We start from the raw sequence: 24,921 nt of genomic DNA, 5'->3' as shown, positions 1-24,921 counted from the left end.
GATAAATAATACATTTACATTACAAAAGAGTGAAATCGTTCAAACGTCATTTTCTTTATGGTACATTATAGGGGTGCAAAAAATCCTTGTGGGTAAATCATCCTACAGTAGGGTAAAGTTGGAAGGGGCTTTATTGATGAATTCGTTTTGGAAAAGAAAAGAAGAAAACAATAGATTCACCTACAATTTTTCTTCTTTTAAAAAGGCTTCAATCATTGTAGTTTTAATGACAAGCCTAACGATTAACATGGGATTTGCTAAGGAATATAACAAAGAAAACTTAAATAAAATTTACCACGTATATGTGGGGAATGAATATATTGGTGCAGTATCTGATGAGAAAGCAATTCAAGAAATAATTGCATCAAAAGAAAAAGTGGCAAGTCAGCAATTCAAAGGTTTATCCATTGATGCTAGCTCAGCTGTTAAAATAATCCCAGAACAAGTATTTACAAATGAAACAAAAGATGCAGAAACATTATCAAAACTTAAGCAATCTTTAGTGGCCAAATCAGATGCCTTTACATTATTAGTAAATCACAAACCAGTAGTATCACTAAAGAATACGGAAGCTTATGAGAAAACTGTTCAAATGTTAAAGCTACAATATGTTTCTCAGCAAGAATTAGATAACTTATCAAAACGCCAAGCTAGCAATAATCTACCAGAATTAAAAGATGGTGAGTCTAGACTTCTAAATGTTTCCTTTAAACAAGGAGTTTCAGGGTTATCACAAAAAGTGACACCCACTGATATATTATCACCTGAGCAAGCCGTGAAGTTTTTAATGACAGGCTATCTTGAGCAAGAAACATATAAAATTGAATCAGGAGACGTGTTAGGGTCAGTTGCTAAAAAACATAATTTAACAACAAGTGAACTACTAGCTCTAAATCCGGATATCACAGTAGATACAGTTTTACAAATTGGACAAGAATTAAATGTTACTGTGGCAAAGCCATTTGTGACACTTGAAGTAAAAAAGGAAAAGAAAGTTGCGGAAGTCATTCCGTTTAAAAAAGTAATTGAAGAAGATCCTACTATGTATAAAGGTGAAAAGGTCATCAAGCAAGAAGGTGTTAATGGAAAAAAAGAAACAACTTATGCATTAACATCTGAAAATGGTACACAGACATCAAAAGTTGCCTTAGAGGAAAAAATACTTCAACAACCAGTAGATGAAATTGAAGTAGTTGGTACAAAGGTTATTTCTTCACGTGGAACTGGAGAATTTGCATGGCCAGCAGTCGGGGGCTATATTTCAAGTGGTATGGGTGAACGTTGGGGAGCCTTCCATCGTGGTATTGATATCGCTCGACCAAGTAACTATAATATTTTAGCTGCTGATAATGGTGTAGTTGTTGCTGCTGGCACTTCTGGCACCTATGGTAATCGTATTGTTATTAATCACAATAATGGTTTTACAACACTTTATGGACATTTATCTTCAATTAATGTTGAAGTCGGACAAGTAGTGGAAAAAGGTTCTGTGATTGGTATTATGGGTTCCACTGGAAATTCGACAGGTACACATTTGCACTTTGAAGTTGAAAAGAACGGTTCATTAGAAAATCCGTTATCTTATGTAGGCCGATAAAACATGTTGAATAGAAGGCAGTCCGAATAATGGACTGTCTTTTTCTATTATTTCCCGAGAAATAATTGTTGAATTACATCGCTTTTTGTCACAGTATTAGAGGGATTGAATATCGATTAATGCATAGAATCCGAAAGCATGATAGAGTTAAGAGTAGTGAATTTACAAATACACATTGTTTAAGAATAGATAAGAAGCGAAAGGGAGAGTATGTATGAATAAAACAATTTTAGTTGTTGATGATGAGAAACCAATCGCAGATATTTTGCAATTTAATTTAATAAAAGAAGGCTATAAAGTTATTTGTGCTTATGATGGTGATGAGGCATTAAAGAAAGTAGAGGAAGAGCAACCAGATTTAATGCTTTTAGATATTATGCTGCCAAAGCGTGATGGGATGGAAGTTTGTAGAGAAGTACGTAAAAAATATGATTTTCCGATTATTATGCTAACAGCTAAAGGCTCTGAAATTGATAAAGTATTAGGATTAGAGATGGGTGCAGATGATTATGTCACAAAGCCATTTAGTACAAGAGAGCTGATTGCACGTGTAAAGGCCAATATGCGCCGTTTACAAGTAGTCGCTCCAGCAGCAGAAGAGGCTGAGGAGGAGTCGAATGAGATTGTCGTAGGTTCGCTTGTTATTCAACCAGATGCTTATTTAGTAATGAAGCGTGATGAAGCAATTGAATTGACACATCGAGAATTTGAGTTACTTCATTATTTAGGGAAACATATTGGACAAGTAATGACACGGGAGCACCTCCTACAAACAGTATGGGGCTATGATTACTTTGGTGATGTACGAACTGTTGATGTAACAATTCGCCGTTTACGTGAAAAAATTGAGGATAATCCTAGTCATCCCGCTTGGATTGTCACACGACGTGGTGTAGGTTATTATTTACGAAATCCTGAACAGGAGTAATAGGAATGCAGAAAGTGAGCTTCTTTAAATCCATTCATGTCAAACTAGTGCTGATTTATATTTTATTAATATTGCTTGCTTTACAAATTATCGGTATCTATTTCGCTCGTGAATTAGAAAGAAATTTGAAGAGCAACTTCCAAGATTCCATTTTTCAGCGAGTTGACTTGATGCAATATAGTCTTCGTGAGGAAATTTTAAAGGAACGCGATGAAAGCATGCCTAAACTAGAGGAGAGCCTAAAGTCAATTGTTATGGAGTTTTCTACTGGTTTAAGAGATGTTTCAAATGGTGATATTTTAGAAATTCGTGTCATTGACGATAGACAAAGAATACTTGCAACATCTGAGCTTGAAAACCAGAATTTAATAGGTCAGCGCTCTAATACTGATCTTGTACGTCGAGCGATCTCTGCCGAAACACTGTTTGATATTATTAAGCTGGACAATAAGACGAGAAATCGTGTGTGGGTTTTAGCGAATCCCATTCGTGCGGGTGCAGGACCAGATGATGAAATCATTGGTGTACTCTATATTGAAGCCAATATTGAATCAGTTTTTGAACAAATGAATGATATTAATCAGATTTTCCTTGGTGGTACGGCAATGTCCTTGGTCATTACCATCTTCTTAGGTATTCTTGTGGCAAGAACGATTACACAGCCTATTGCTGATATGCGAAAGCAGGCTCAGGCAATGGCGAAGGGGAACTATTCTCGAAAGGTACGTGTATATGGTACAGATGAAATCGGCCAGCTAGCCATTACCTTTAATCATCTAACCAACCGTTTGCAGGAAGCACAATCGACCACAGAAGCTGAACGTCGAAAGCTAGATTCAGTTCTGAGTAATATGACAGATGGTGTAATTGCAACAGATCGTAAGGGACGTATTATTCTCATCAATGACCCTGCATTGGAATTACTGCATATTTCAAGAGATATTACATTAGGGCGTCCTATCGCCTCTGTATTGGGGATTGATCAGGAATATAGTTTTGAAGACTTAATTCATATGAATGATGCCGTGAATTTAAACTTCAGTACAGCAGATGCTCCCTATATACTTCGTGCTAATTTCTCTGTTATTCAAAAAGAAACAGGCTTTATTAATGGTCTGATTACTGTTTTGCACGATATAACAGAGCAAGAAAAGATTGAAATGGATCGTCGGGAATTCGTATCGAATGTATCACATGAGTTAAGAACGCCATTAACAACAATGCGTAGTTATTTAGAGGCACTTGCAGATGGTGCATGGAAAGATGAAAATATTGCTCCTACGTTTTTAAATGTGACACAAACCGAAACAGAGCGTATGATTCGTCTAGTAAATGATTTACTGCAGTTATCAAGAATGGATAGTTCAGATTACGAGTTGAATAAAGATATTGTCTTATTTAATTCATTCTTTAACCGCATTATAGACCGATTTGAAATGTCTAAGTCTGACAAGGTACATTTTGAACGATTATTCCCTGAAACCTCCTTTTATGTAGAAATTGATACGGATAAAATCACACAAGTTATTGATAATATCATTTCCAATGCTATTAAATATTCTCCAGATGGTGGCAATATTCGCTTTGGCTTTACGGGACAGGATGACATGTTGAAAGTCATGATTTCAGATGATGGCATGGGCATTCCTAAAGAAAATGTTGGCCGTATTTTTGATCGCTTCTATCGTGTGGATCGTGCACGCGCTCGTTCTATGGGAGGAACAGGCTTGGGACTAGCTATTGCGCGGGAAATGATTGAAGCACACGGCGGTAAGATTTGGGCTGAAAGTGAAGAAGGACAGGGTACAACAATTTTCTTCACATTACCATATGATGCAGATGAATTTGGTGAGGCAGGTGAGTGGGAATGAAATATATAGAGCCAGTTAAATCTGTTGTATTATTTCTACTTGTTATGCTGAGTGTGATTTTAACTTTTTTAATTTGGACCTATACACCTGATTATAAATATATTGAAAAAACAGAGGGAGAGGAAATTTTAATTAAGCCGCAAAAGGATATGGAGGATATTATTCGACCATACAAGGCTATTTTCCGTTCTGAAGAAGAGTTTACAGGCACAGTGTCTAATGCAGCTATGAAAGACATGATGAAAGTATTTAAAGGCTGGAATGTTTTAGATTTGGTGCCTGTAAACAATAATCTTTCTGCAAACTATGTGAATCAAATTATTGGCGCTGATCATCGAATGACAATATTTTTTACAGGAGAGATTCCATTTTCAGCTTTTAACACAACCTTTCAGTTCACTGATAAGGAATTACCAGAAACAACGTTCAATCGTATGATTATAGATTGGAGTAATTACAATAGCAAAGAATTGATGTTGTATTACATTAGTGGTAATAACCAATCATTATTCCGCTCACATGTCAGTGTGCCAAACATGAATCAATTTATACAGGAAGTCATAGAGCCTGCCAAAAAATATGAGGTTTTTAAAGAAGTAGAAAGAGAAGGCCATACATCTCTTTATTTGGCGAACAGTAATATTGAATCTGTAAAATATACGTATTTTATTGAGGATATTACGCCAGAACTATTTAAAAATGTATTATTCCCAGATCCAAATATTGTGCAGCGGAATGTGGAAAGTGCATCCTCTGAAAAATATACAGATGGTATGTCGTTAATGACCTTAGAAACAAATCTTAAATCATTAAACTATGTTTATCCTGCTGCAGAAAGTAGTATTAGAGTCGAGCCATCCAAGCTTTTAAAGGATAGCTTTGAATTTATTAATGAGCATGGAGGATTTACCGCAGATTTCCGCTATGCTTCATCCAATACCAATAAAAATCAAATAGATTATCAAATGTATTTGCAAGGTTTCCCTGTCTATAGCAATCATGTCATTACACGAATGACAACGATTTGGGGAGATAGTCGAATTTTCCATTATAAGCGCCCATACTTCTCATTGGATATGGATATATCATTGGAGAAAGAAATCAAAGAGTTAGCATCAGGTGCGGAAATCGCAGAGAGATTAAAAAGCGCTAACAGTATTCCTCTGTCTGATATCGATGAAATCGTCTTAGGCTATTATTTAACACAAAATCAAGAACAGAATATATTTATATTTGAACCTTGTTGGTTTGTTATTCGTAATGGTACATGGACTAAACTGACTCCTGAAGTATTAGGAGGTGTTAAAAATGGATTGGAATAGAACAAAATCTATTTTTATATTCGTTTTTTTAATACTGAACATCTTCTTGTATTCACTTTATGTCAATCGCTATAATGAAGCAAAAGATATTGAGGTACCAGGTGAAAGAACAATAGAAGCTCGTTTAAAGGATGATAATATTACGTATGGCACGTTACCAAATAATATTGAATCTGCTTCGTATATGACAGCTCAAGTGCATAAATTCACACCAGCCGAATTTAATAATAGTAACCAGCAAGTTAAATTTAAGGATGATAATAATACAAAGGCTCGTGTTATCTTTATGAGGCCTGTTAAATTACGTAATGTAAGTGATGACGCAAGCTTTACAGATTTTGTCCTAGCAAACATCATTGAAGGTGCATCTTATGCTTTATGGAAAATAGACCGCGAAGAACGAGTCGCAATTTTTTTCCAAAAGACAAACAATCGAATGTTCTATTATAGTGGTTCATTAAAAATAAAATGGAATGCTAATAACGAAGTAACAATGTATGAGCAAACAATGATTGATAATATTGAAGAAATGGAACAGCAGGAAACAGTTATTCCTCCACTTCAAATTATTCAAACTTTGTATGCAAAGGGACCGCTCAAGCCAGATTCTCGCATTACACAAATGAAACTAGGTTACTCAACGCTTGTTAAATTGACACGTACTCAGGTATTGGTGCCAACATGGGAAGTTCAAGTGAAATTATCTGATGGGACAAAAGAGGAGTACTTTGTGAATGCAGTAGAAGGTAAAGTCATCGAAATCCAGGAGGACAAGCAAGAGAGCGAAGAAGAAGACTGGGGAGTTGAATAATGCGATTTAGTGTTTTAGCAAGTGGCAGTACAGGGAATTCGATTTATGTAGAGAATGACGATCATGCTTTTATCGTTGATGCGGGTCTTAGTGGGAAAAAGATGGAGCAGTTATTTACAAAAATCGACCGTAATATGAAGCAGCTCAGTGGTATCTTTGTTACACATGAGCATAGTGATCATATTAAAGGAATTGGTGTACTGGCACGGAAATATAATGTACCAATTTACGCAAACGCCAAAACGTGGCAGGCAATGGATGGGCTTATTGGGGACATTCCTGTAGAGCAACGTTTTGAATTTGAAATGGATACAGTGAAGCATTTTGGTTCTTTAGCTGTTGAATCCTTTGCTGTTTCACACGATGCAGCAGATCCAATGTTCTATACTTTTCATGAAAATGATCGCAAGCTTGTTATTATTACAGATACAGGCTATGTCAGTGATCGTATGAAAGGAATTATTCGAGGCGCTGATTCTTTTGTCTTTGAAAGTAATCATGATGTCAATATGCTGCAAATGGGACGCTATCCTTGGTCTATTAAACGTCGTATTTTAAGTGATGTAGGACATGTGTCTAATGAGGATGCAGCAATTGCAATGAGTGAGGTTGTATTTGATAAGACGACCAATATTTATCTTTCACATTTAAGTAAAGATAATAATATGAAAGAGCTAGCACGTATGAGTGTCGCACAAACCTTACAATCTTGTGGCATCCTTGTTGGTGAGCATGTTCATCTATTTGATACGGATGCAGAAGAACCAACAAAATTGGTGACGGTTTAATCATAGGCTATTTAGACAAAATTTGAAGCTGTTCAACGCATAAAAAAATGCATTGAGCAGCTTTTTTTATGCCTATTTTATTTGTTTTTCATCTGATTTTAATGTTTGAATCGTAAGATTAGGGTAACAACTAATTAGATAGCACTCAAAGGAAAGGATGACGAACATGAGCTATTTCCAAGATGATGATAAAAACAGTGATTTCCTTAAAAATGATGAAGTACCGAAATCACCTCTTCAAGAAAGACTAGAGCGCGAGGAGCAAGAAATGCAGACTAAGCGCATGAAAAAGAAAGGTGGAGGAGGTAAAGGCGGCTATTTCTTTAGTGGTCTGGTCGGTGTCATTATAGGTGCTTTACTTGTGTGGCTTATGCTACCGGGACTTGTCAATCAAATGCCTGGAACAACAACAAGTAATACAGGAAAAAATAACACAACAATTAATCAGGTAGCTACAGAAGTAACGACAGATGTGACAACTGCAGTTGATAAAGCCTCACAAGCAGTTGTTGGTATCACAAATATTCAAGAAGTCACAAGCGGAGGTTTTTGGAGCCCACCATCAACGACAACAAAAGAAGCGGGAAGCGGTTCAGGTGTCGTTTATAAAATTGAAGGTGACAAAGCCTTTATCATCACAAATAACCATGTTATTGAAGGGGCAAAGCAGTTAGAGGTCACAATGCCAGACGGAACAAAAGAACCAGCTCAATTAGTGGGTCACGATGTTTGGACGGACCTTGCAGTTATTTCTATTAACTCTAAAAATGTTAAAACAGTTGCGACATTCGGGAATTCGGATGTATTAAAACAAGGCGAAACAGTGATTGCCATTGGTAACCCACTTGGTTTAGACTTCTATGGTTCTGTTACAACTGGTGTTGTTTCTGGTAAAGACCGTTCTGTACCGGTAGACTTAAATGGTGATGGCACAGAAGATTGGCAACAAGAAGTATTGCAAACAGATGCTGCGATTAACCCAGGGAATAGTGGTGGAGCACTTGTGAACTTAGCTGGAGAATTAGTAGGAATTAACTCCATGAAAATTGCTGAATCCTCAGTGGAAGGTTTAGGGTTCTCTATTCCAATTAATTCAGCTATTCCAATTATCGAGGAATTAGAGAAAAATGGAGAAATGAAACGTCCAACAATGGGAGTTTCACTTGCAGATTTAACAGATGTGCCATCATTCTATCAACAACAAACATTAAAATTACCTGCAGAGGTGACAACAGGCGTTGTTGTAACAGATGTCATGAATAACTCACCAGCCTCAAAAGCAGGAGTTCAACAATACGATGTTATTGTAGAGATGGATGGTCAAAAAATCGAAACAACTATAGATTTACGTAAACATTTATATAATGACAAAAAAATTGGTGATAAGCTAACATTAAAAGTGTACCGTCAAGGTAAATTAGTCGAGCTATCACTAACATTAACAAACGGTAATACATTGTAAAGAAGATGAAAAGCGATGGAGATCTAATCAATCTCCATCGCTTTTTTTATGAGGATGGAGAAAATACTTTTATGAAATATTGTGGATAACTAGAAAATTGTGAATACTAATTCCGCACAGCAAATCGGGAGTAAAAGGCACTTCTTCCATACATGCTATTACTTTGTTACAATAGATTGTGGATAACATAGACTGATTTGTGAATAAGTTTGTGGAAATTTCGGAAAATAAGGAGACATCAAAAAATGGAAAAGTACAGCTGTGAAAGCCATATAGATCACGCTTTAGACATGTTTGTAGCAGAGCAAAAAGTGTTCCCAATTATGGATAAAATCGAAGAGGATAAAAAGTTATCCACAAAGTGTAGCTACTGTGAACAGGCAGCAGAATATATTGTATCAAGTAAATAACTTTACACAATATATAGAGAGTGCTTGTGGATATGTTGATAACTTTTGTGGATAATTTGTTTGTAAATGAATTGTAAAGGTGGATAACGTGTGAATATAACGATTGTATCAGTCGGCAAGCTAAAAGAAAAGTACTTAAAAATGGGGATCGATGAGTACGTAAAACGTCTTGGCGGCTATGCAAAAATGGACTTGGTTGAAGTGCCAGACGAAAAGGCACCTGAACAGCTAAGTGAAGCTGAAATGGATATCGTCAAGAAAAAAGAGGGCGAACGCATCCTAGCGAAAATCAGTCCGGATGCCTACGTAATCGCCCTAGCCATCAACGGCAAAATGAAAACCTCCGAACAAATGGCAGCCGATATTGAATCCCTCATGACCTACGGCAAAAGCAAAATCGCCTTCGTCATCGGCGGTTCGCTCGGTCTGCACGAAGATGTCCTAAAACGAGCCGACGAACAGCAATCTTTTGGTAAGATTACACTTCCCCACCAGCTCATGAAGCTTGTGCTAGTCGAGCAGATTTACCGCAGTTTTAGGATTATGAAGGGAGAGCCTTATCATAAGTAAGTGCGGTTTTTGGTAGGTATTAGTATTAAGTGCTTTTTGTTTAAGGTAAATATTAATAAGTAACGCAAATCTCTTTTCCTTATCCATAAGAATAACATTGATTTCAACAGTACTCAGATCCTTTTGTATTGAGGGTTTGAGTGTTTTTTATTTTATAAATTTCATATGATAAGAATCAAAATTGAATGTAAGTAGACTATGGAAAGTTAATTTGATGGAACTAATTGTGGTAAAAGAGAGTTTATTGATTATTGAACGTGAATTCTATTGAAAAAATAGCTGGTATGGAAAAGAAGATGTAAGTATGTTTGATAAAATGATTAAAGGTATTTGTCCCAATAGAATTAACAATCTAAATAAAACAAAAGAGGAGGAAGAGGGATGAACTTAAGGATAAAACATGTAAAAAAAGCTTTAGGTGTAATATTTGCTATGCTTATCATTTTTACAATATTTAATTTTATTTCTACTGAAGCAATGCTATATGTTGGAAATACTATTGAAGGTAATTTGGGATTGCATACCAATATAGATGTTGAAAAAGTAAGGTCTTTTATCACGGCAATTTCTTCAGGTATATTAGGTAGTGCTATTGTTGCAATGCTATTTTACATAAATGAATACGCTTCTGAAAAAAAGGATAAAATACTAAAAATTGTCCGTGAAAACAATAAATTACAGAAAATATACAGAGAATTCCCTTTTCTTGAACATGAAGGAGATTATTATAGACTAGAAAGAAATTATTATTTTGAATATTTGGATAACAAAAGGAAGAAAAAGTTCAATGATGCAATTGATAATTTAGTACACACGGTACCTAAGAAAATGAAACGTGAAATCAGAGAGCATAATAAGAGAATTATACAAACAGAATCATTTAAGTATAGAAATGAACTTAAAGAAATATTGGAAAATAACCCTGAAATTAGAAAAAGAAGATTTAGCGATGATGTAATTGAAGTTGAACAAAGTCTCAAAGATATACTTGTTAAGTATGACATGTATATTGACAGGATGATGGAAACTATTAAAAAATTAAATAGATATGAATATGAAAATTTGGAGTTATACGTTGAAGAATATAAATGTGTACTTAACTTTACTAAATCAAAAAAAAGAAAAATATTAAAATATTTTAACCCAGAAATAAATGAGATAGAAAGAATATATCCTTATGTATTAAATGAAAAGGTTTCTTCAGAAATTATTGCAAATAGAATATATATAATACATAAAAGATTTATTGAAAAAATTAATACCCATATGCAAAATATTGAAGATATTAAGAGATGTGCAGATAGAAAACAAGCATTTAGTTTATTTATTCAGTTGCAAAAAGATATATATGGAACTGATGTAAAGAAACTTTCAGAAATAGAACTTCACTATGCTTATAATAAATTAAATATGTGTGTTGATAATTTACAATGGATTTTAATTGGGGAGTTGACTAACAGCTATAAATATTATTCCCAAGAACGTTATGTAAGAAAAGGAGAATCAGTAGAATACGGTGGTGCGACAAAATTAATTGATATGACAGGAGCGTATATGGATATTTATAGAAAATAATATAAATGATACTATAACTACTGATTCATAAACATTAAGTTATTTATTTTATGCTTGTTTTGATGAACTTTATCATAAGTAAGTGTAGTTTTCCTATACTTTGTATATATAGAAGGAGATTTACCTGAATCGTATAATTAAATATGAATCAAACCTTTTTTGAAGATGTAGATAAAGAAGCACCATCTTTTAAAATGGAAAATTTAATCGTCTTTGAGGATGAGCTTCAAATGACAATTGATAAGAAGAATATAAATTTATTATCAACATACATCCATCTGAGGTATAGCTTTGAAGTTGAAGGTCATACAATGGAAATGGATGTGGAAATTAAGAGATATTCTAATTTTAATGAAGCAGAAATGATTACTTTACCAAATTTAGAATAGGTGAATCATATATTTTTCCTAACGGAATGAATAATATGTTAATTAGGAGTAGGAGAATCATCTTGCATGATTTCCCTACTTCTTTTTCGGTTTTGATAGCTTCAATGGTAAATTTCAAAATGGATTTTTGTTAGGATAATCCATTATTTAAGCGAAGTGTTTTTCACATAGGAAAATAGCATATTTAAAAAATAAAGGCGGAAGGAGATAAAGATGGATTATAGCAAGCTAGATAGTTCCTGTTTTAATGGATCATATAAGGAATTTATTGAATTAATTGGATACAAAAATACTTTGCTAGTATATAATCATTTTGCTGGTCAATATGTAACATTTCCTAAGAAATTCTTATCAGAACAATATTTATACGAAGCCATTGTCAATTAGTATGATGGGACAAATGCGAAGGCTTTAGCAAAAAAATATGGCTATTCATATAGTTGGGTGATGAAGATATTGAAACGGGAGCATTGTAATAAATAATCTACGATAGTTTCATTTATAGGAGGAAGATATATGTGGAAGAAGGTTTTAATGTTCGTTATGGTGATGAGCTTATTCTCAACAGGGGCGTTTGCTGATACTGTAGCTGTTCTGAAAGATAATAGGAGCAAGAATCAAACAGATTATGCCTCAAAAGCTAAGTTAGTGGGTAATGAGTATGTTTATAAGAGTAAGTATTACACGCTTCATACTCCAAAGGATACAAAGAAAGATGATATTAACTTTGCTATCACTAATTTTAATAAAGGGATAGAACTTGCATTTGAAATTTATTCTAGCAAAATTTTTGATTTAGAAGCGATATTATCAAATCAAAAAGATTTTCCTATTAATATTTATTTAAAGAATAAATCAGATGACCCTTATGAATTTACTTATGTAAATGGAGGTGCGAGTCACAATAAGAAAACAGGGGTATTGGAGACAGAAATCAAGATTTTAGTAGCTTCTTTATATAAAGGACAATGTTGTTCTTATGATGGGAAGTTTAAAAGCTTATGTTAAAAATTTATATATTGCTTCAGGATTAAATCTTGGAAGTGTCATATTTAATGAAAATATGAATTCTAAACCAAGTTGGTACAGTTCGTCTGGCGCAGGTGAATTTGCTACAGGTTTTGTTAATTATAAATCTCGTTTAGCCTCTAATACCTACAAAGATTATGCTAAGTACTGGAAGAATGAAGTTAAAAAGAATAATAAATTGCTAGTATTCAACAATGGAGATTTTGACTTTAACTATAATACGAATGTGGCAACGCTTTTCAATGCTTTTTTAATTGAAACTTATGGCGAAGATACTTACTTTGAATTTGTTTTGTTTGAAAGTGATACAATTTCAAACAAAAAGGCATTCTTAGCAACCTATGGCGATATTAAAGTAATTGAAAAGAAATGGAAGGCGTGGATTAATAAATAACCTATATAGGATTTAAGATTACTTGGTGCCTAAGTTGTTATTTATTAGTTTACTTAATGTATTAATGGGTTAGGGAGCATCCTTAACCCATATTTTATTACTAAAAAAATGATTATTTATAGTAATTTTGTTTGTATAAATCAAGTATTAAAAAGATTAATCACCCATTGATTGCTTCAAATGAGTTTTTTCTTTATCTATTAATGATTGGAAATATTGCTTAGGATGTTCTCCAAAATCAGGTTTCTGTCTATTCGTCATTTTTTCAGTATAAAATTGAATAATTCTATCAGCATCTTTTCTAGGAAATACAGAATCAATCAAGTTAAATAAGTTTCCACCATTGTGAGTGTTGATAAAAATTTGTTTTAACATAATATCAGCAGTAGCAAAAAGAAAAACCTCATTCATTTTTGACTCATCCCAATAAAATGTGCTCCAATTTGATAGATAGGTTAAATCCCAGGCTTGATTTATGCAACCTTTGTCTATTCTTTCGAACACATTACTTTTAGCATGTTTAGGCGCCTTGATACCCTTTTGATCTGAAAATAACAAAATCAAATATGTGTTAATATATTGAGAGATAAGCAAATTATCAAAATTCCATTTTAAAAAGGCTATTACTTTTTCTACTGGATTCAAATCAGAATTTCGATATAAGTTAACTAAGTGTAACATACTAGCATAATTCATCAGGAAATGATCACTACTTTTATGATAGATAACAGTATTTTCATAAGGAGTATTGGAAAAATTGCATTTTGGAATTGTATCTACTCTACCATCGGCTAAATATAACCAAACCTGTGTTGGGTAAAAATCAAAAATTTCATTAAAGTTCTTTAATTCAATTTTAGCGTTTAAAGAATCATCATCTTTTGAGGCATTTTCCATTATTGCTAGCCCAGCACTGACTGGAAGTTGATTCATCTGAGACCACAACATTAGAAGAGCAATCATTCTCTTTTCCATTTCATCTTTTAAATCACCATTCTTCGTAAGAGATATTAAACTACTCAAAAAATTTCTATCTAAAAATAATATAACTTCTTTTTCTCTCTTCACAGCTTGGAGTTCAGCGTAATTTATCTGACCAGTTGATCCATAATTCGGATGGAAGACTATTTGAGCATTGTTTAAAGCATCCCAAATCATTTGTGGCTCATCGTCCTGTAGTAATAAGAAATTCATAGTATTACCCCCTTTATTTTAGTAAAATAGAAGCTTTGAAATATTATAAAAAAGAACGTTTGTTTCTGTTATTTTATGATACTACAATCATCAGAAAAGGAAAGTATTGCATAACCTTTACAAACTTTGAGAAGCTATTCCATGCTGAATTTTCAAGTATCCTGTATCATAAGAATCAAAAGAAATTTAACAGTAAAGCGTAGCAAGCGCTAAATCCTAAAGGCTTTAAATATAGTGGTGATGGTAGTGAGTACCTCGAATCAATAAATTCTAAATATGATTCTTCTAAAGACAAGCTTTATTTTGAGCAAGGTTTTCTCAAAGAGTATGCAACAGCTTAGAGAATGATTTTAATGCGATAGTAAGAGCAATGTTCTCTGGAGATAAAACTCTATGGGATAATATTGATAATAACCCATCTTTAAATGAAAAATTAGATTTAGTTATAAAATTCTATAATTCATTAGACCCTATGTTTACTAAAGAATACTTCAAGAATCTATAGAATGTCCTCGAAACCTAACTTAGTTACAGCATACAAGTAAAGGTGTTTTTTAGACTTTTATAACCCATACTTATATAACACAACTGAAATATAGCTCTAGAAATATAAGTAAACCGTGGTAAGATTATATATGTAACTAAAAGCTTAAATAGTGAGGCGAAAATTAATGACCAATTTCCTAGATATAAAAAAAGTAATAGAGAAATCTGCTGAATCTTTAACTGAAAATACAATGAAAACAGTTGATAACCATGGCGAACTTTATGCAGAGATGCTACATTATTTAGAAATGTTAAATTTATGGTCAAATAAATTAGATAGTTATGAACCAAAAGCAGTACTAAAAGAAGTTTGTTATGACCTTTTGTCTTCTCTTTACATAGCTGCACAGGGTATGTATAGAAATGCATATATATGTTTGAGAAGTGCGCTTGAATTAGGAATGAGTTTTATTTACTTTATTGACAGAAACTATGAGTATTTATTATGGAAAGCAAATGACTATGATATGAAATGGTCCACCTTAAAAGATAATGAAAATGGTTTATTAAGTAAGAAGTATTTATCACTTTTTTTAGGAGACTTTCAAGTTGATAGTTTAATAGAAAACTTTAAGTCTGTGTACAGAGAATGTTCAGAGTATGTTCATGGTAAATATAAATATATGCACACAATTGAAGCACAAAAAATACATTACCAAAAAGACAAGATTGAGCTTTGGTCCGCAATGTTTATAGATATAGTTAAATTACTTAATATCCTATTTACCATTAGATTTAATGAGTATGCAAATACATTTCCAGATGATAAAAAAATTAGCTTGAAAGAAGTGCTTACTGAATATAAATTAGGGGGACTTATACAGACATGAGAGTTGATGAAGAATTTATTTTTCGTACTGAGGATATAAACCCTCAGGAGTTAGTTGATATATTTGTTGCAACAAAAACGGATAGGGATAATCTAAATTATATTAAAAGTAAGTCACCTTTATTATTAGAAGGTAGTAGAGGTACTGGTAAAACAATGCTCTTAAGAGTAGCTGAAAAGGAAATGGACGAAAATTTTAATTCCTCTAGGGAGCTTGCGGTATTTATTAATTTCAGTAAAGCTATATTTGTAGATGCGTATAAGGACATAGTTTATTTTAGAAATTGGATGTTCTCAAAGATATTATTTGCTTTAAAAAGAAAGCTAGAAAAGAAAGGTATACTACTGTCAGCGACAGGTATACTAGGAAGTTACTTTGGTTTTATAGACAAAGAGGAAAATATACTATTGAAACTAGACGATTTTATTTATGCTTTGGAGAATTCATGGAGTAATAAAAACTTTGATATATCAGAAAAGGCTAGTGAAATATTTGGAGTAGACTTGAAAAGAATTGGCATTATAAGAGACGTTGATTACTTTAAAGCGTTAATTGAGGATATCTGTGAAACATGTAATATAAAAAGAATTGTATTGCTTTTCGATGAAGCATGTCATAACTTTATCCCATTGCAACAAAGAGAGTTTTTTACGATGTTTAGAGATTTACGATGTCCTTTTATTAGTTGCAAAGCAGCAGTATATCCAGGTATAACATCGTATGGTACGTTTCAGGCGTTCCACGATGCAATGGTTAAAAAAGTAGAAAGAGATATAACAAGTCCTGACTATTTAGAGAAGATGAGGGAAATTGTAAAAAAACAAGTTGGTGAGGATACATATACTATCTTTGAAAAAAACGGTGAAAATTTTAATTCATTAATTTATGCAGCATCAGGCAATCCAAGATTGTTGTTAAAGAGTTTATTTATGGCAAGCGAGGATTTAAAAAGTCTAAAAGTTGGAAATGTAAATACAACAATTAAGAACTTTTATAGAACGAATATTTGGAACGAACATACTAAGCTCAGTGACATCTATATAGGTCATAAAAAACTAATTGATTGGGGTAGATGGTTTGTAGAGAATAAGGTGTTACAAGAAACAATTAATAAAAATGAAAAGAGGATAAGTGAGGAGAAGTACCAACAAACAATCTTCTTTACAATCCATAGAGATGCACCAGCAGTTGTGAAACAAGCTATCAGAATACTAGAGTATTCAGGAATAATATCACTTCATACTGAGGGTACAAAAGTTAGAACAGAAGTCTATGATAGATATCAAGTTAACTTTGGTGTGGTATTAGCTTCGGAAACAAAAAGTACACCTGTAAGCAGATATAAAGAAATTATCTCAAATCTTTCAATTAAATTGTATTCAGAGTACGGAGTAAACTCACCTTCATATGAAAGTATAGATGAGCTTAATTCAATTGAGGCTGAAGCAGATATTAAACATGCTCTTGAGAATCTGCTTCGTGAACCTATTGATAAATTAGACATAACATCCTTTCAATGCGATACATTAAAGAATGTTGGTTTTACTACATTACAAGATATTTTAAGCTCCAAAGAGGAAGATTTACAAAGGGCATATGGAATTGGTCCTGTTAAAGCAAGAAAAATTTATAACGTTGCTTTCAATGCTACAATAGAATATATTTCTGGCTAAGGAAAACGTTAGAAAAACAAAAATCGCTTAATAGCGCTTAAACTCAAAAAACCTAGCATCTAATTACGATTGCTAGGTTTTTTAAATTTAGCAAAAACCCTCACTTACCCCCATCACGGAGAACCGTATCATAAGTAAGTGCGGTTTTCTAAGTTTTATACATCCAAAAAGCAGCGTTTTAGGGGTAAATAGAAGATTTGAAAGATATGTATATTATATAAATATTGTAGAAAAGTATCAGGCACTATTAATAGTGCCTGATACTTTTTTGTTTTATTGGGAGTGGATTGGGTATTAACTATCATAAGCAAGTTATATAGCAAGAAAGGATTGTAGGAATAATCGAAAGAGAAAGGAGTTATAGCCAACATGTTGTTGAGTAAAAAGTTTTTATTGGTCTTAAGTACAATCGTAGCCTGCATGTTGTCTGGTTGTGGAGAGAAGCAGAAGCTTGAAGATGGATCTGAACTGATCAATAAAAATCAATTTGTTTTTGCTACTTCTGGTGAATTTAAGCCATTTAGTTATATGAATGACGATCTTACAATGTCGGGCTTTGATATTGAGGTTGGTGAAGCGATTGCAAAGGAAATGGGCCTTGAGCCGGTTCAGAAACGAATCAAGTTCAAAGGGATTGTTGAAGGGGTGAAAACGGGAAGAGCGGATGCAGCCGTTGCAAGTCACACGATTAACCCGCAGCGGAGTAAACATGTTTCTTTCTCTACCCCCTATTATTATTCAGGACCGAAAATTTTCACCAGACCGGATAGTAAAATTAGGACTGTTGAAGATTTAGAGGGAAAGGAAGTAGCTGTTGCAAAAGGATCAACATATGCCGATACAGCTTCCAAGTATACAGACAACATCAAAACATATGACAGCGATATTACGGCATTAAAGGCATTAAGCAGTGGGCGTCATGATGCAGTAATTACAGATTTTGTTACAGGAAAAACTGCTGAAAAGGAAGGTTTTAAGATTAAAGGACAGCAATTAATTAATCGCAGTGAACAAGCGATTGTGTTGCCTCAGGATAATTCAAAGCTATTGAAGCGAGTTAATGAATCTTTGGAACAACTTCGGGAAAATGGAACATTGACTCAAATCAGTATCAAATATTTTGGTGAGGACATTACCAAAAAATCAGAATAAACCAATGCTATAAAAGAAAGGAAGTAGTACTTTGCCAAGTTTTTCACATTTTTTTCAAATACTAATGGAAACAAAAGGTGTATTCTTTAAAGCTATGCTTTTAACATTAGAGCTGACGGTGGTTTCTATCTTACTGGGAATCATCATCGGACTAGTCTTTGCCTTATTAAAAATTTCTAATATAAAAATTTTAGAACTTATTTCAGATATATATGTCTATTTGGTTCGAGGAACACCACTGATTGTTCAAATATTTATCCTCTACTTCGGAATTAGCGGGATTTTCCTTCTTCCTGATTTTTGGGCTGCTTCCCTTGCTCTAGCGCTACATAATGGAGCTTATATTTCTGAAATCCTTCGTGGAGCAATTCAGTCAGTCGATAATGGCCAATTTGAAGCAGGACGTTCTTTGGGAATGACAAAGACACTGACATTAAGAAGGATTATTCTCCCACAGGCATTCCGTAGAGCATTGCCGCCTTTAGGCAATCAATTTATCATCAGTTTAAAAGATTCTTCGTTAGCCGCATTTATCTCCATGAATGAGCTGTTTAATGTGGCGACAACACTTGGGTCGAATAATTTCGATGAAATGACCTACTTACTCATTGTAGCAGTCTACTATTTATTGCTGGTAGCGTTGATGACATTTGTAGTGAACCGAACTGAATTAAAATTAGCAGTAAGCGACAGATAGGAGCTGAAAAAATTGGAAACTAAGGAAATGATTAAAATAAGTCAATTGAATAAATCGTTTGGAGACTTACATGTATTGAAAAATATCGACATGACAGTCTATGAGAGCGATGTTGTTTGTCTAATAGGATCGAGTGGGTCAGGGAAAAGCACCCTCCTTCGCTGCTTGAACTTTTTAGAAAGAAAAGATAATGGCAATATTATAATTGAAGGAAATGAAGTCAATCCACGGACAGATGATCTTAACAAGATTAGAGAAAAGGTTGGGATGGTGTTTCAAAATTTTAACTTATTCCCACATAAAACGGTTTTAGAAAATATTATTGAAGCACCTGTTATGGTAAAGGGTGTAGACAAAGAAAAAGCTATCATCAAAGCAAAACAATTACTGAAAAAAGTAGGTTTGGAGGATAAGTCGGATGTCTATCCTAGTAAACTATCAGGGGGGCAAAAGCAACGGGTGGCGATTGCTAGAGCACTTGCGATGGAACCAGACATTATGCTTTTTGATGAGCCAACATCGGCACTCGATCCTGAACTTGTGGGAGAGGTTTTAACAACCATGAAAGATTTGGCTGAAGAAGGAATGACTATGGTTGTTGTAACCCATGAAATGGGATTCGCAAAAGAGGTAGCTGATTGGATTGTCTATATGCATGATGGGAGAATTATTGAACGCGGCACACCTGAACAATTTTTCAATCATCCAAAAGAGGAGAGAACACGAGAATTTTTAACTGCAACAATGCTTAAATAAAACTAAAAGGTTTTGAACGGTAATGTTAGGATCTCTTATGGTTTTGCATTAAATATTCGATTACTAGATAAAGCATGTACAGAAAAACTGCACATAGACTCGTTACAGCCAACCTTATCATGAGTAAGTGAAATTTAAATAGCAAAAGGAGAAATTGCAAAGCGCAATTTCTCTTTTTGCTGGAACTGTACTTATTTAATTATAACTCAACTTCGGTAACTTCATTATTACCATTGCCGTTGCCGTTGCCGTTGCCATTGCCGTTGCCGTTACCATTGCCCGGCTTTTCAACCAATACATCAAATGTTAATGTGTGGTCACCATACGTTGCTGTAATTGTCGTAGTACCTTGACCTTTACCTTTTACAGCCCCTGCTTTTACAGTAGCTATTTTATCATTTGCTACTTCGTAGGTTGCAAGCGTAGTAACATCTTTTTCTGTTGTTCTACCCTCAAAAGTAGTTACTTCAGTAATCTTAACCATAACCTCTTTACCTATTCTAGTTTCAACCTGAGCTTGGTCAATTTCTAGTGTTATGATTGGTGTTTCTACAACAGGTGCTTTTACTGTAACATTTACCGTAACTTCATGATCACCATATGAAATAGTAATCGTAGTCGTGCCCTCACCTACAGCAGTTACTAATCCATTTGCTATTGTTGCAACATTTTCATCTCCCACAACATAAGTTGCTTTTGAAGTTACATCTTCCTCTGTTGCTTCACCTTCTGGAGGAGTAGATGTCTCTGTTACCGTAAGTTGTGCAGATTCCCCAGCTGTTAGGTCTAGCTCAGTTGGATTGACAGAAAGTGTTACTTTTGGTTCAACTACATCTTTTTCATATATTAGTGCTTCACCAACATTCCCTGCAGCGTCTTCAATTTTTACTGATACAGCATTAGTTTCTGATGTTACTGGGAATGTGAAGCTACCGTCTTGATTTAATTCAAAAGGAACTGGCGCTTGTATTTCGCCATTCACAGTCGCAATATAGGAAGCTTTTAATTTATCATTTAAATTGTAGTTTAAACCATATAAATATAACTCTTCATTGTAGTCGATATACTTATCTGTTACCTTTCCTGTAGCGACACCTTCAGCTACTGAACCAGTAATTTCTGGTTTAGTCGTTTTCACGATAATTGGTCCAACATAATCGGAAACTACCCCTGATGCCGCAAGACCAGTAAAGTCAATAGTATAGAGACCATCGGGAATTGTTGTGGCAGGTTCTGTTCCCCATGGTTTGTATTGCCCAGCGATATTCAGCGTATAAGAGCCTTTTCCTAGCGCAGTACCTGCATGTAGATAACCGATGTAGCCATCACCATATTCTCCACCTTGAGGATTCATAATATCCCATAGCTCGATATAGTTAGTTGTTACATCGCCAGTTAATGTAAATGAAAGTACAGCTGAATCTTTCACGCCATCTCCATTAAAGGATAGATCTGTTTCTGTAATCTTTAAATCTTTAATTTCAGTTACTGCCTCACTTCCAAAGTCAGCTGCGAATGGCAATGAAATTTCTGTAGCATCACCGCTGATGTGAATATACCCCAGTATTTCCGAGCCGTTTGGAGCTGTAGCTTGTGAAGCCGTTAATGTAAGATTTAACACTTGCTCACCAACTAGATTAAATGTTGGCTGGTCGACTGTAACAGTTGCATCACCAAATGATTTTGTCACATCAATTGATACATTATAATTACCGCCGTGCCCCTTTATATCTTTTACTAAAACTTGTTTCGTTACGGAAATATCCTGGTCTTTAAGTGATTGTGGACCAAAAGTAACTGTCCCTTTTAAGTTTTCTGAAACAGCTCCTGTTCCATCTAAAATTGCACTATCCAATGCATAGGCAAGAATTTCTGGATGTGCTGCAGCATAAGCATTTACACGACCTGCACCTTGAGAGAACACATCGTATTTTGTTTTATCTAAAACCTTTGCTGTATTAGAAAGCGCCACTTTTATGTCGAACGCATTCCAATCAGGATTTGCTTGTTTAAGTAATGCAACAATACCTGTAATATGCGGTGTTGCCATAGAGGTTCCTGTTTTACGATCATATGCCTCTGCGTAATCTGCATTAGGGAAATCCTTTTTATACATTGGAATCGTTGACATAATGTTTGTTCCAGGTGCACTTACATCTGGTTTAATATCAAAGTTTGGCGTAGATGGTCCACGGGAGCTTGAATCGTTTACTTCATCCCCCAGTGTCTTTGTGGAAGTAAATTGACTAAAGCTAACTTTTCCAGTTCCACCGGCTAATGCAGCACGAATTGCATTGCCATCCGTTTGGGACATATCAAATGTTGGTAGAAAAGCAAAGGAATCACCCAGGAATGTACCTGAAATATTAGGTGCATTTGTTCCACCAGCAAAGTTATGAATAATTGTGGCGACTGCTCCATTTGCCTTTGCATTCGCAATTTTATCAACAAATGCGATACTGCCACGAGAGATTAATGCCACTTTACCTTCTACATCGATTCCCTCATAGTCTTTTACTTCTCCGTTTCCAGGAATAGCAACTAGGTCAAATTCTCCTTGAAGCTGTGTTGCTAAATCCCTTCCAAAAGTTGTGCCCATTAATGGGAGCTGTTTTGTTAAGTTGTAGTCACCAACTGTAACATTCACTTCACCGTTATACATTGTTTCTGGATTTGTTGTGTTACCCACAGCAATTCCTAAACGAGCGGTTGCAGGCGTGCCCATTGTTCCTCGATTTGGGCCGGAGTTCCCTGTTGCAATTACTCCGATTGTTCCAGCCATCATTGCATTATTAATAGCAAATGAACCAGCGTCCGTTTCAGAGTTAGCCCCCCCACCAAGAGAAAGGTTGATTATGTCCATTTTTTCTGTTACAGCCGTTTCAATTGCTTTAACAATACCAGATGTAGCCCCACTTCCATATGCACCAAGAACACGGTAAGCATAAAGGTCTACTTTGGGAGCAATTCCTTTAATGCCGAAATTGTTAGCTCCAATTGCTGCAATGGTTCCAGCAACATGGGTACCGTGAGAAGTATAGAACGAGCTTCCCTTTTCATTAAATTCAGGTGTTCCAGCAGGACGCTCAGAAGGCAAGGTTTCCGATGCATCGTCATCTGCCCGAGGCTTTGTGTAAGTTGATGAATTTGGAATGAAGTTTTTCCCACCTTTGTAAATTCCAGCGAACTCAGGGTGATCTGCGTCAATACCAGTATCTAATACTGCTACCTTTATACCTTGTCCTTCAATTCCTTCATTCCAAAGCTGTTCGATGCCGAGGAAAGAAATACTTGTATTCATTTGAGCCTCTAATTGATCTTCCTTAATCAGTTCTGATGATTTCATTGTATTATCTTCAGATGCGTAAACAATTGCATCAGGTTCAATTAATGTTATTCCTTCTATTGAAAGCAGCTTTGGGAGATCATTTGCTTTCACAGTTGCTGCAAAACCGTTTAAAACAGTATCAAATGTGTAGCCTTGAGTCATTTGAACATTTTTAGTAGCTAATTCTTTCTTAACTTGTGCTTGTTGAGATTTTACATTTGATCGAACTTCATTTGCTCGCGCATTAGAGAACATTTGGCCTTTCAATTGGCTCATTCCTTGCTCTAGTGCCACAGGCTTTTCAGATAAATGTACGATGACTGCAACTTCTTGATTGCCTGATACATTTTGTAAGCTTTCGTGAAGAGTTGGACCATCTTTAGACAAGCTTAGCTGTTCAGCGATAGCCGCCTTTAATTGAAGTATACTTTCACTTTGGCTATCCTGCTTGAATGGCTTCGAATCTTCAGCATTAGCACTCGATAATGGAACCAATAGAAAAAGCACCATAACGAAAGCTATCATACTACTTAAAAACTTCGTAAACTTAAACTTTTTCAAATCTCATTTCTCCCTCCGCTCTTAATTATCACACTTTTCAGTTTAGTGTGATATTTCCAATTTATCACAGGTGAGATAATTCGAATATCGGAATATTGAAAAATCTCAAAATATTGATAATTAGTATTACTTTGTTAAAAATGGATTAATTCTATTTTCCTAGTAATTTAATAAAAAAGTAGAACTTTCAAATGAGTATTGACTTACAGTGATTCATACTTTTTATCATTTAAGAGTTTTATAAAAAATCCATTTGACGTCCTGTATTATTTTTTGTACGATATTGAAGAAAAGAATGCCCGGACTAGAACGGGAGAGGTTCATAGCTGATACCCTCTATAAAAAACTATGGAAACATGACAATATGCCATGTCCATATCGGACGTGGCTTTTTTTATCTGTTTACTTATGTTTTAAATAGAATGATTGGTGATGCCTCTCTTGAAAAGTGTTGGGAAACATTTTACAAGGAGGTTTTTTTATGTCTGGCAGAAGTCATGAAGAAGGATTAAAGGATTTGACCCTATTAGGTAATCAAGGTACAAAGTATTCCTATGATTATGCACCTGAGGTATTAGAGGCAGTGGATAATCTTCATGCTAATCGAGATTATTTTGTTAAGTTTAATTGCCCAGAGTTTACTAGTTTATGTCCGCTTACAAATCAGCCGGATTTTGCAACGATGTACATTTCATATATCCCAGATAAAAAAATTGTTGAAAGTAAATCTCTAAAGTTGTATTTATTCAGTTTTAGAAATCACGGCGATTTCCATGAAGATTGCGTGAATATCATTATGAATGATTTAATTGCATTACTTGATCCAAGATATATAGAGGTTTGGGGGAAATTTACTCCACGTGGGGGTATCTCGATTGATCCATGGTGTAACTATGGGAAGCCAGGAACTAAATACGAAGAAATCGCCAATTATCGTTTAATGAACCACGATCTTAACCCAGAAAAAATTGATAATCGATAAATGAAGCAAGACAGAGGTTTTTAGCTACCCTCTTAAAAAAACTAAGAAGAAAGCAG

At 34.5% G+C, this 24,921-nt stretch carries 21 protein-coding genes and 1 riboswitch; of the genes, 19 read left to right on the top strand and 2 right to left on the bottom strand.

The annotated features are described in order from the left end of the window. The first annotated feature begins 136 nt into the window (after positions 1-136). From MKY76_RS23390 to MKY76_RS23330, 13 genes are all read left to right on the top strand, one after another. Positions 137-1,597 (top strand): M23 family metallopeptidase, encoded by a 1,461-nt coding sequence (locus MKY76_RS23390; RefSeq protein WP_066038354.1) that lies wholly within the window; start codon positions 137-139, stop codon positions 1,595-1,597. A gap of 214 nt (positions 1,598-1,811) precedes the next feature. After that, positions 1,812-2,525 carry a response regulator YycF gene (gene yycF, locus MKY76_RS23385; protein ID WP_036077923.1) on the top strand — a complete coding sequence of 238 codons (714 nt, stop codon included), beginning with the start codon at positions 1,812-1,814 and terminating at the stop codon, positions 2,523-2,525. A 5-nt stretch (positions 2,526-2,530) separates the two neighbouring features. Further along, positions 2,531-4,396, top strand: coding sequence for a cell wall metabolism sensor histidine kinase WalK (gene walK / locus MKY76_RS23380; RefSeq protein ID WP_048395245.1), 1,866 nt, complete (start codon positions 2,531-2,533; stop codon positions 4,394-4,396). Then, entirely contained in the window at positions 4,393-5,718 is a 1,326-nt protein-coding gene (gene yycH / locus MKY76_RS23375; protein ID WP_115673217.1) for a two-component system activity regulator YycH, read from the top strand. Before walK ends, yycH begins: the two co-directional genes overlap by 4 nt. Then, the gene (yycI, locus tag MKY76_RS23370) at positions 5,705-6,529 is read left to right on the top strand and encodes a two-component system regulatory protein YycI (RefSeq protein WP_048395249.1); all 825 of its coding nucleotides are present in this window, start codon (positions 5,705-5,707) and stop codon (positions 6,527-6,529) included. The genes yycH and yycI overlap by 14 nt, the downstream gene beginning before the upstream one ends. Next, on the top strand, positions 6,529-7,317 hold the full coding sequence (locus MKY76_RS23365; RefSeq protein ID WP_048395252.1) for an MBL fold metallo-hydrolase: 789 nt from the start codon (positions 6,529-6,531) through the stop codon (positions 7,315-7,317). The genes yycI and MKY76_RS23365 overlap by 1 nt, the downstream gene beginning before the upstream one ends. Before the next feature lie 166 nt (positions 7,318-7,483). Then, on the top strand, positions 7,484-8,779 hold the full coding sequence (locus tag MKY76_RS23360) for a trypsin-like peptidase domain-containing protein (RefSeq protein WP_048395254.1): 1,296 nt from the start codon (positions 7,484-7,486) through the stop codon (positions 8,777-8,779). A 245-nt stretch (positions 8,780-9,024) separates the two neighbouring features. Then, a complete protein-coding gene (locus MKY76_RS23355; RefSeq protein ID WP_004233391.1) occupies positions 9,025-9,189 on the top strand; it encodes a CxxH/CxxC protein in 165 nt (54 codons plus the stop codon). A gap of 90 nt (positions 9,190-9,279) precedes the next feature. After that, on the top strand, positions 9,280-9,759 hold the full coding sequence (rlmH, locus tag MKY76_RS23350) for a 23S rRNA (pseudouridine(1915)-N(3))-methyltransferase RlmH (protein ID WP_342557227.1): 480 nt from the start codon (positions 9,280-9,282) through the stop codon (positions 9,757-9,759). 381 nt (positions 9,760-10,140) lie between these two features. Then, the gene (locus MKY76_RS23345) at positions 10,141-11,334 is read left to right on the top strand and encodes a hypothetical protein (protein ID WP_342557226.1); all 1,194 of its coding nucleotides are present in this window, start codon (positions 10,141-10,143) and stop codon (positions 11,332-11,334) included. A 143-nt stretch (positions 11,335-11,477) separates the two neighbouring features. Further along, positions 11,478-11,723, top strand: coding sequence for a DUF6612 family protein (locus tag MKY76_RS23340; RefSeq protein ID WP_342557225.1), 246 nt, complete (start codon positions 11,478-11,480; stop codon positions 11,721-11,723). A gap of 516 nt (positions 11,724-12,239) precedes the next feature. Continuing rightward, positions 12,240-12,731 (top strand): hypothetical protein, encoded by a 492-nt coding sequence (locus MKY76_RS23335; RefSeq protein ID WP_342557224.1) that lies wholly within the window; start codon positions 12,240-12,242, stop codon positions 12,729-12,731. After that, entirely contained in the window at positions 12,703-13,146 is a 444-nt protein-coding gene (locus MKY76_RS23330; protein WP_342557223.1) for a hypothetical protein, read from the top strand. The genes MKY76_RS23335 and MKY76_RS23330 overlap by 29 nt, the downstream gene beginning before the upstream one ends. A gap of 156 nt (positions 13,147-13,302) precedes the next feature. Here the strand turns inward: MKY76_RS23330 and MKY76_RS23325 are convergent, their stop codons facing one another. Then, on the bottom strand, positions 13,303-14,340 hold the full coding sequence (locus MKY76_RS23325) for a hypothetical protein (protein WP_342557222.1): 1,038 nt from the start codon (positions 14,338-14,340) through the stop codon (positions 13,303-13,305). Positions 14,341-15,011: 671 nt separating this feature from the next. Here MKY76_RS23325 and MKY76_RS23320 point away from each other — a divergent pair. From MKY76_RS23320 to MKY76_RS23300, 5 genes are all read left to right on the top strand, one after another. Further along, positions 15,012-15,716 (top strand): hypothetical protein, encoded by a 705-nt coding sequence (locus MKY76_RS23320; protein ID WP_342557221.1) that lies wholly within the window; start codon positions 15,012-15,014, stop codon positions 15,714-15,716. Next, entirely contained in the window at positions 15,713-17,389 is a 1,677-nt protein-coding gene (locus MKY76_RS23315; protein WP_342557220.1) for a hypothetical protein, read from the top strand. The genes MKY76_RS23320 and MKY76_RS23315 overlap by 4 nt, the downstream gene beginning before the upstream one ends. A gap of 369 nt (positions 17,390-17,758) precedes the next feature. Beyond that, the gene (locus tag MKY76_RS23310) at positions 17,759-18,541 is read left to right on the top strand and encodes a transporter substrate-binding domain-containing protein (protein ID WP_342557219.1); all 783 of its coding nucleotides are present in this window, start codon (positions 17,759-17,761) and stop codon (positions 18,539-18,541) included. A gap of 31 nt (positions 18,542-18,572) precedes the next feature. Further along, positions 18,573-19,238 carry an amino acid ABC transporter permease gene (locus tag MKY76_RS23305; protein ID WP_004233396.1) on the top strand — a complete coding sequence of 222 codons (666 nt, stop codon included), beginning with the start codon at positions 18,573-18,575 and terminating at the stop codon, positions 19,236-19,238. A gap of 27 nt (positions 19,239-19,265) precedes the next feature. Continuing rightward, positions 19,266-19,994, top strand: a complete 729-nt coding sequence (locus tag MKY76_RS23300; RefSeq protein ID WP_167444822.1) for an amino acid ABC transporter ATP-binding protein — start codon at positions 19,266-19,268, stop codon at positions 19,992-19,994. A gap of 199 nt (positions 19,995-20,193) precedes the next feature. Here MKY76_RS23300 and MKY76_RS23295 read toward each other — a convergent pair whose 3' ends face one another. Continuing rightward, a complete protein-coding gene (locus tag MKY76_RS23295) occupies positions 20,194-23,883 on the bottom strand; it encodes a S8 family serine peptidase (protein WP_342557218.1) in 3,690 nt (1,229 codons plus the stop codon). Positions 23,884-24,192: 309 nt separating this feature from the next. After that, positions 24,193-24,239, top strand: a riboswitch (PreQ1 riboswitch). Positions 24,240-24,364: 125 nt separating this feature from the next. Between MKY76_RS23295 and queF the strand changes: the two genes are divergently transcribed. Then, a complete protein-coding gene (gene queF, locus MKY76_RS23290; RefSeq protein ID WP_004233404.1) occupies positions 24,365-24,865 on the top strand; it encodes a preQ(1) synthase in 501 nt (166 codons plus the stop codon). The last annotated feature ends 56 nt before the right edge of the window (positions 24,866-24,921 follow it).

The organism is Lysinibacillus sp. FSL P4-0201 (assembly GCF_038593425.1).
In the GTDB taxonomy this organism is placed as follows: domain Bacteria; phylum Bacillota; class Bacilli; order Bacillales_A; family Planococcaceae; genus Lysinibacillus; species Lysinibacillus capsici.
The sequence above is the reverse complement of the archived record's forward strand: the minus strand, read 5'-3'. Positions and strand labels throughout refer to the sequence as shown.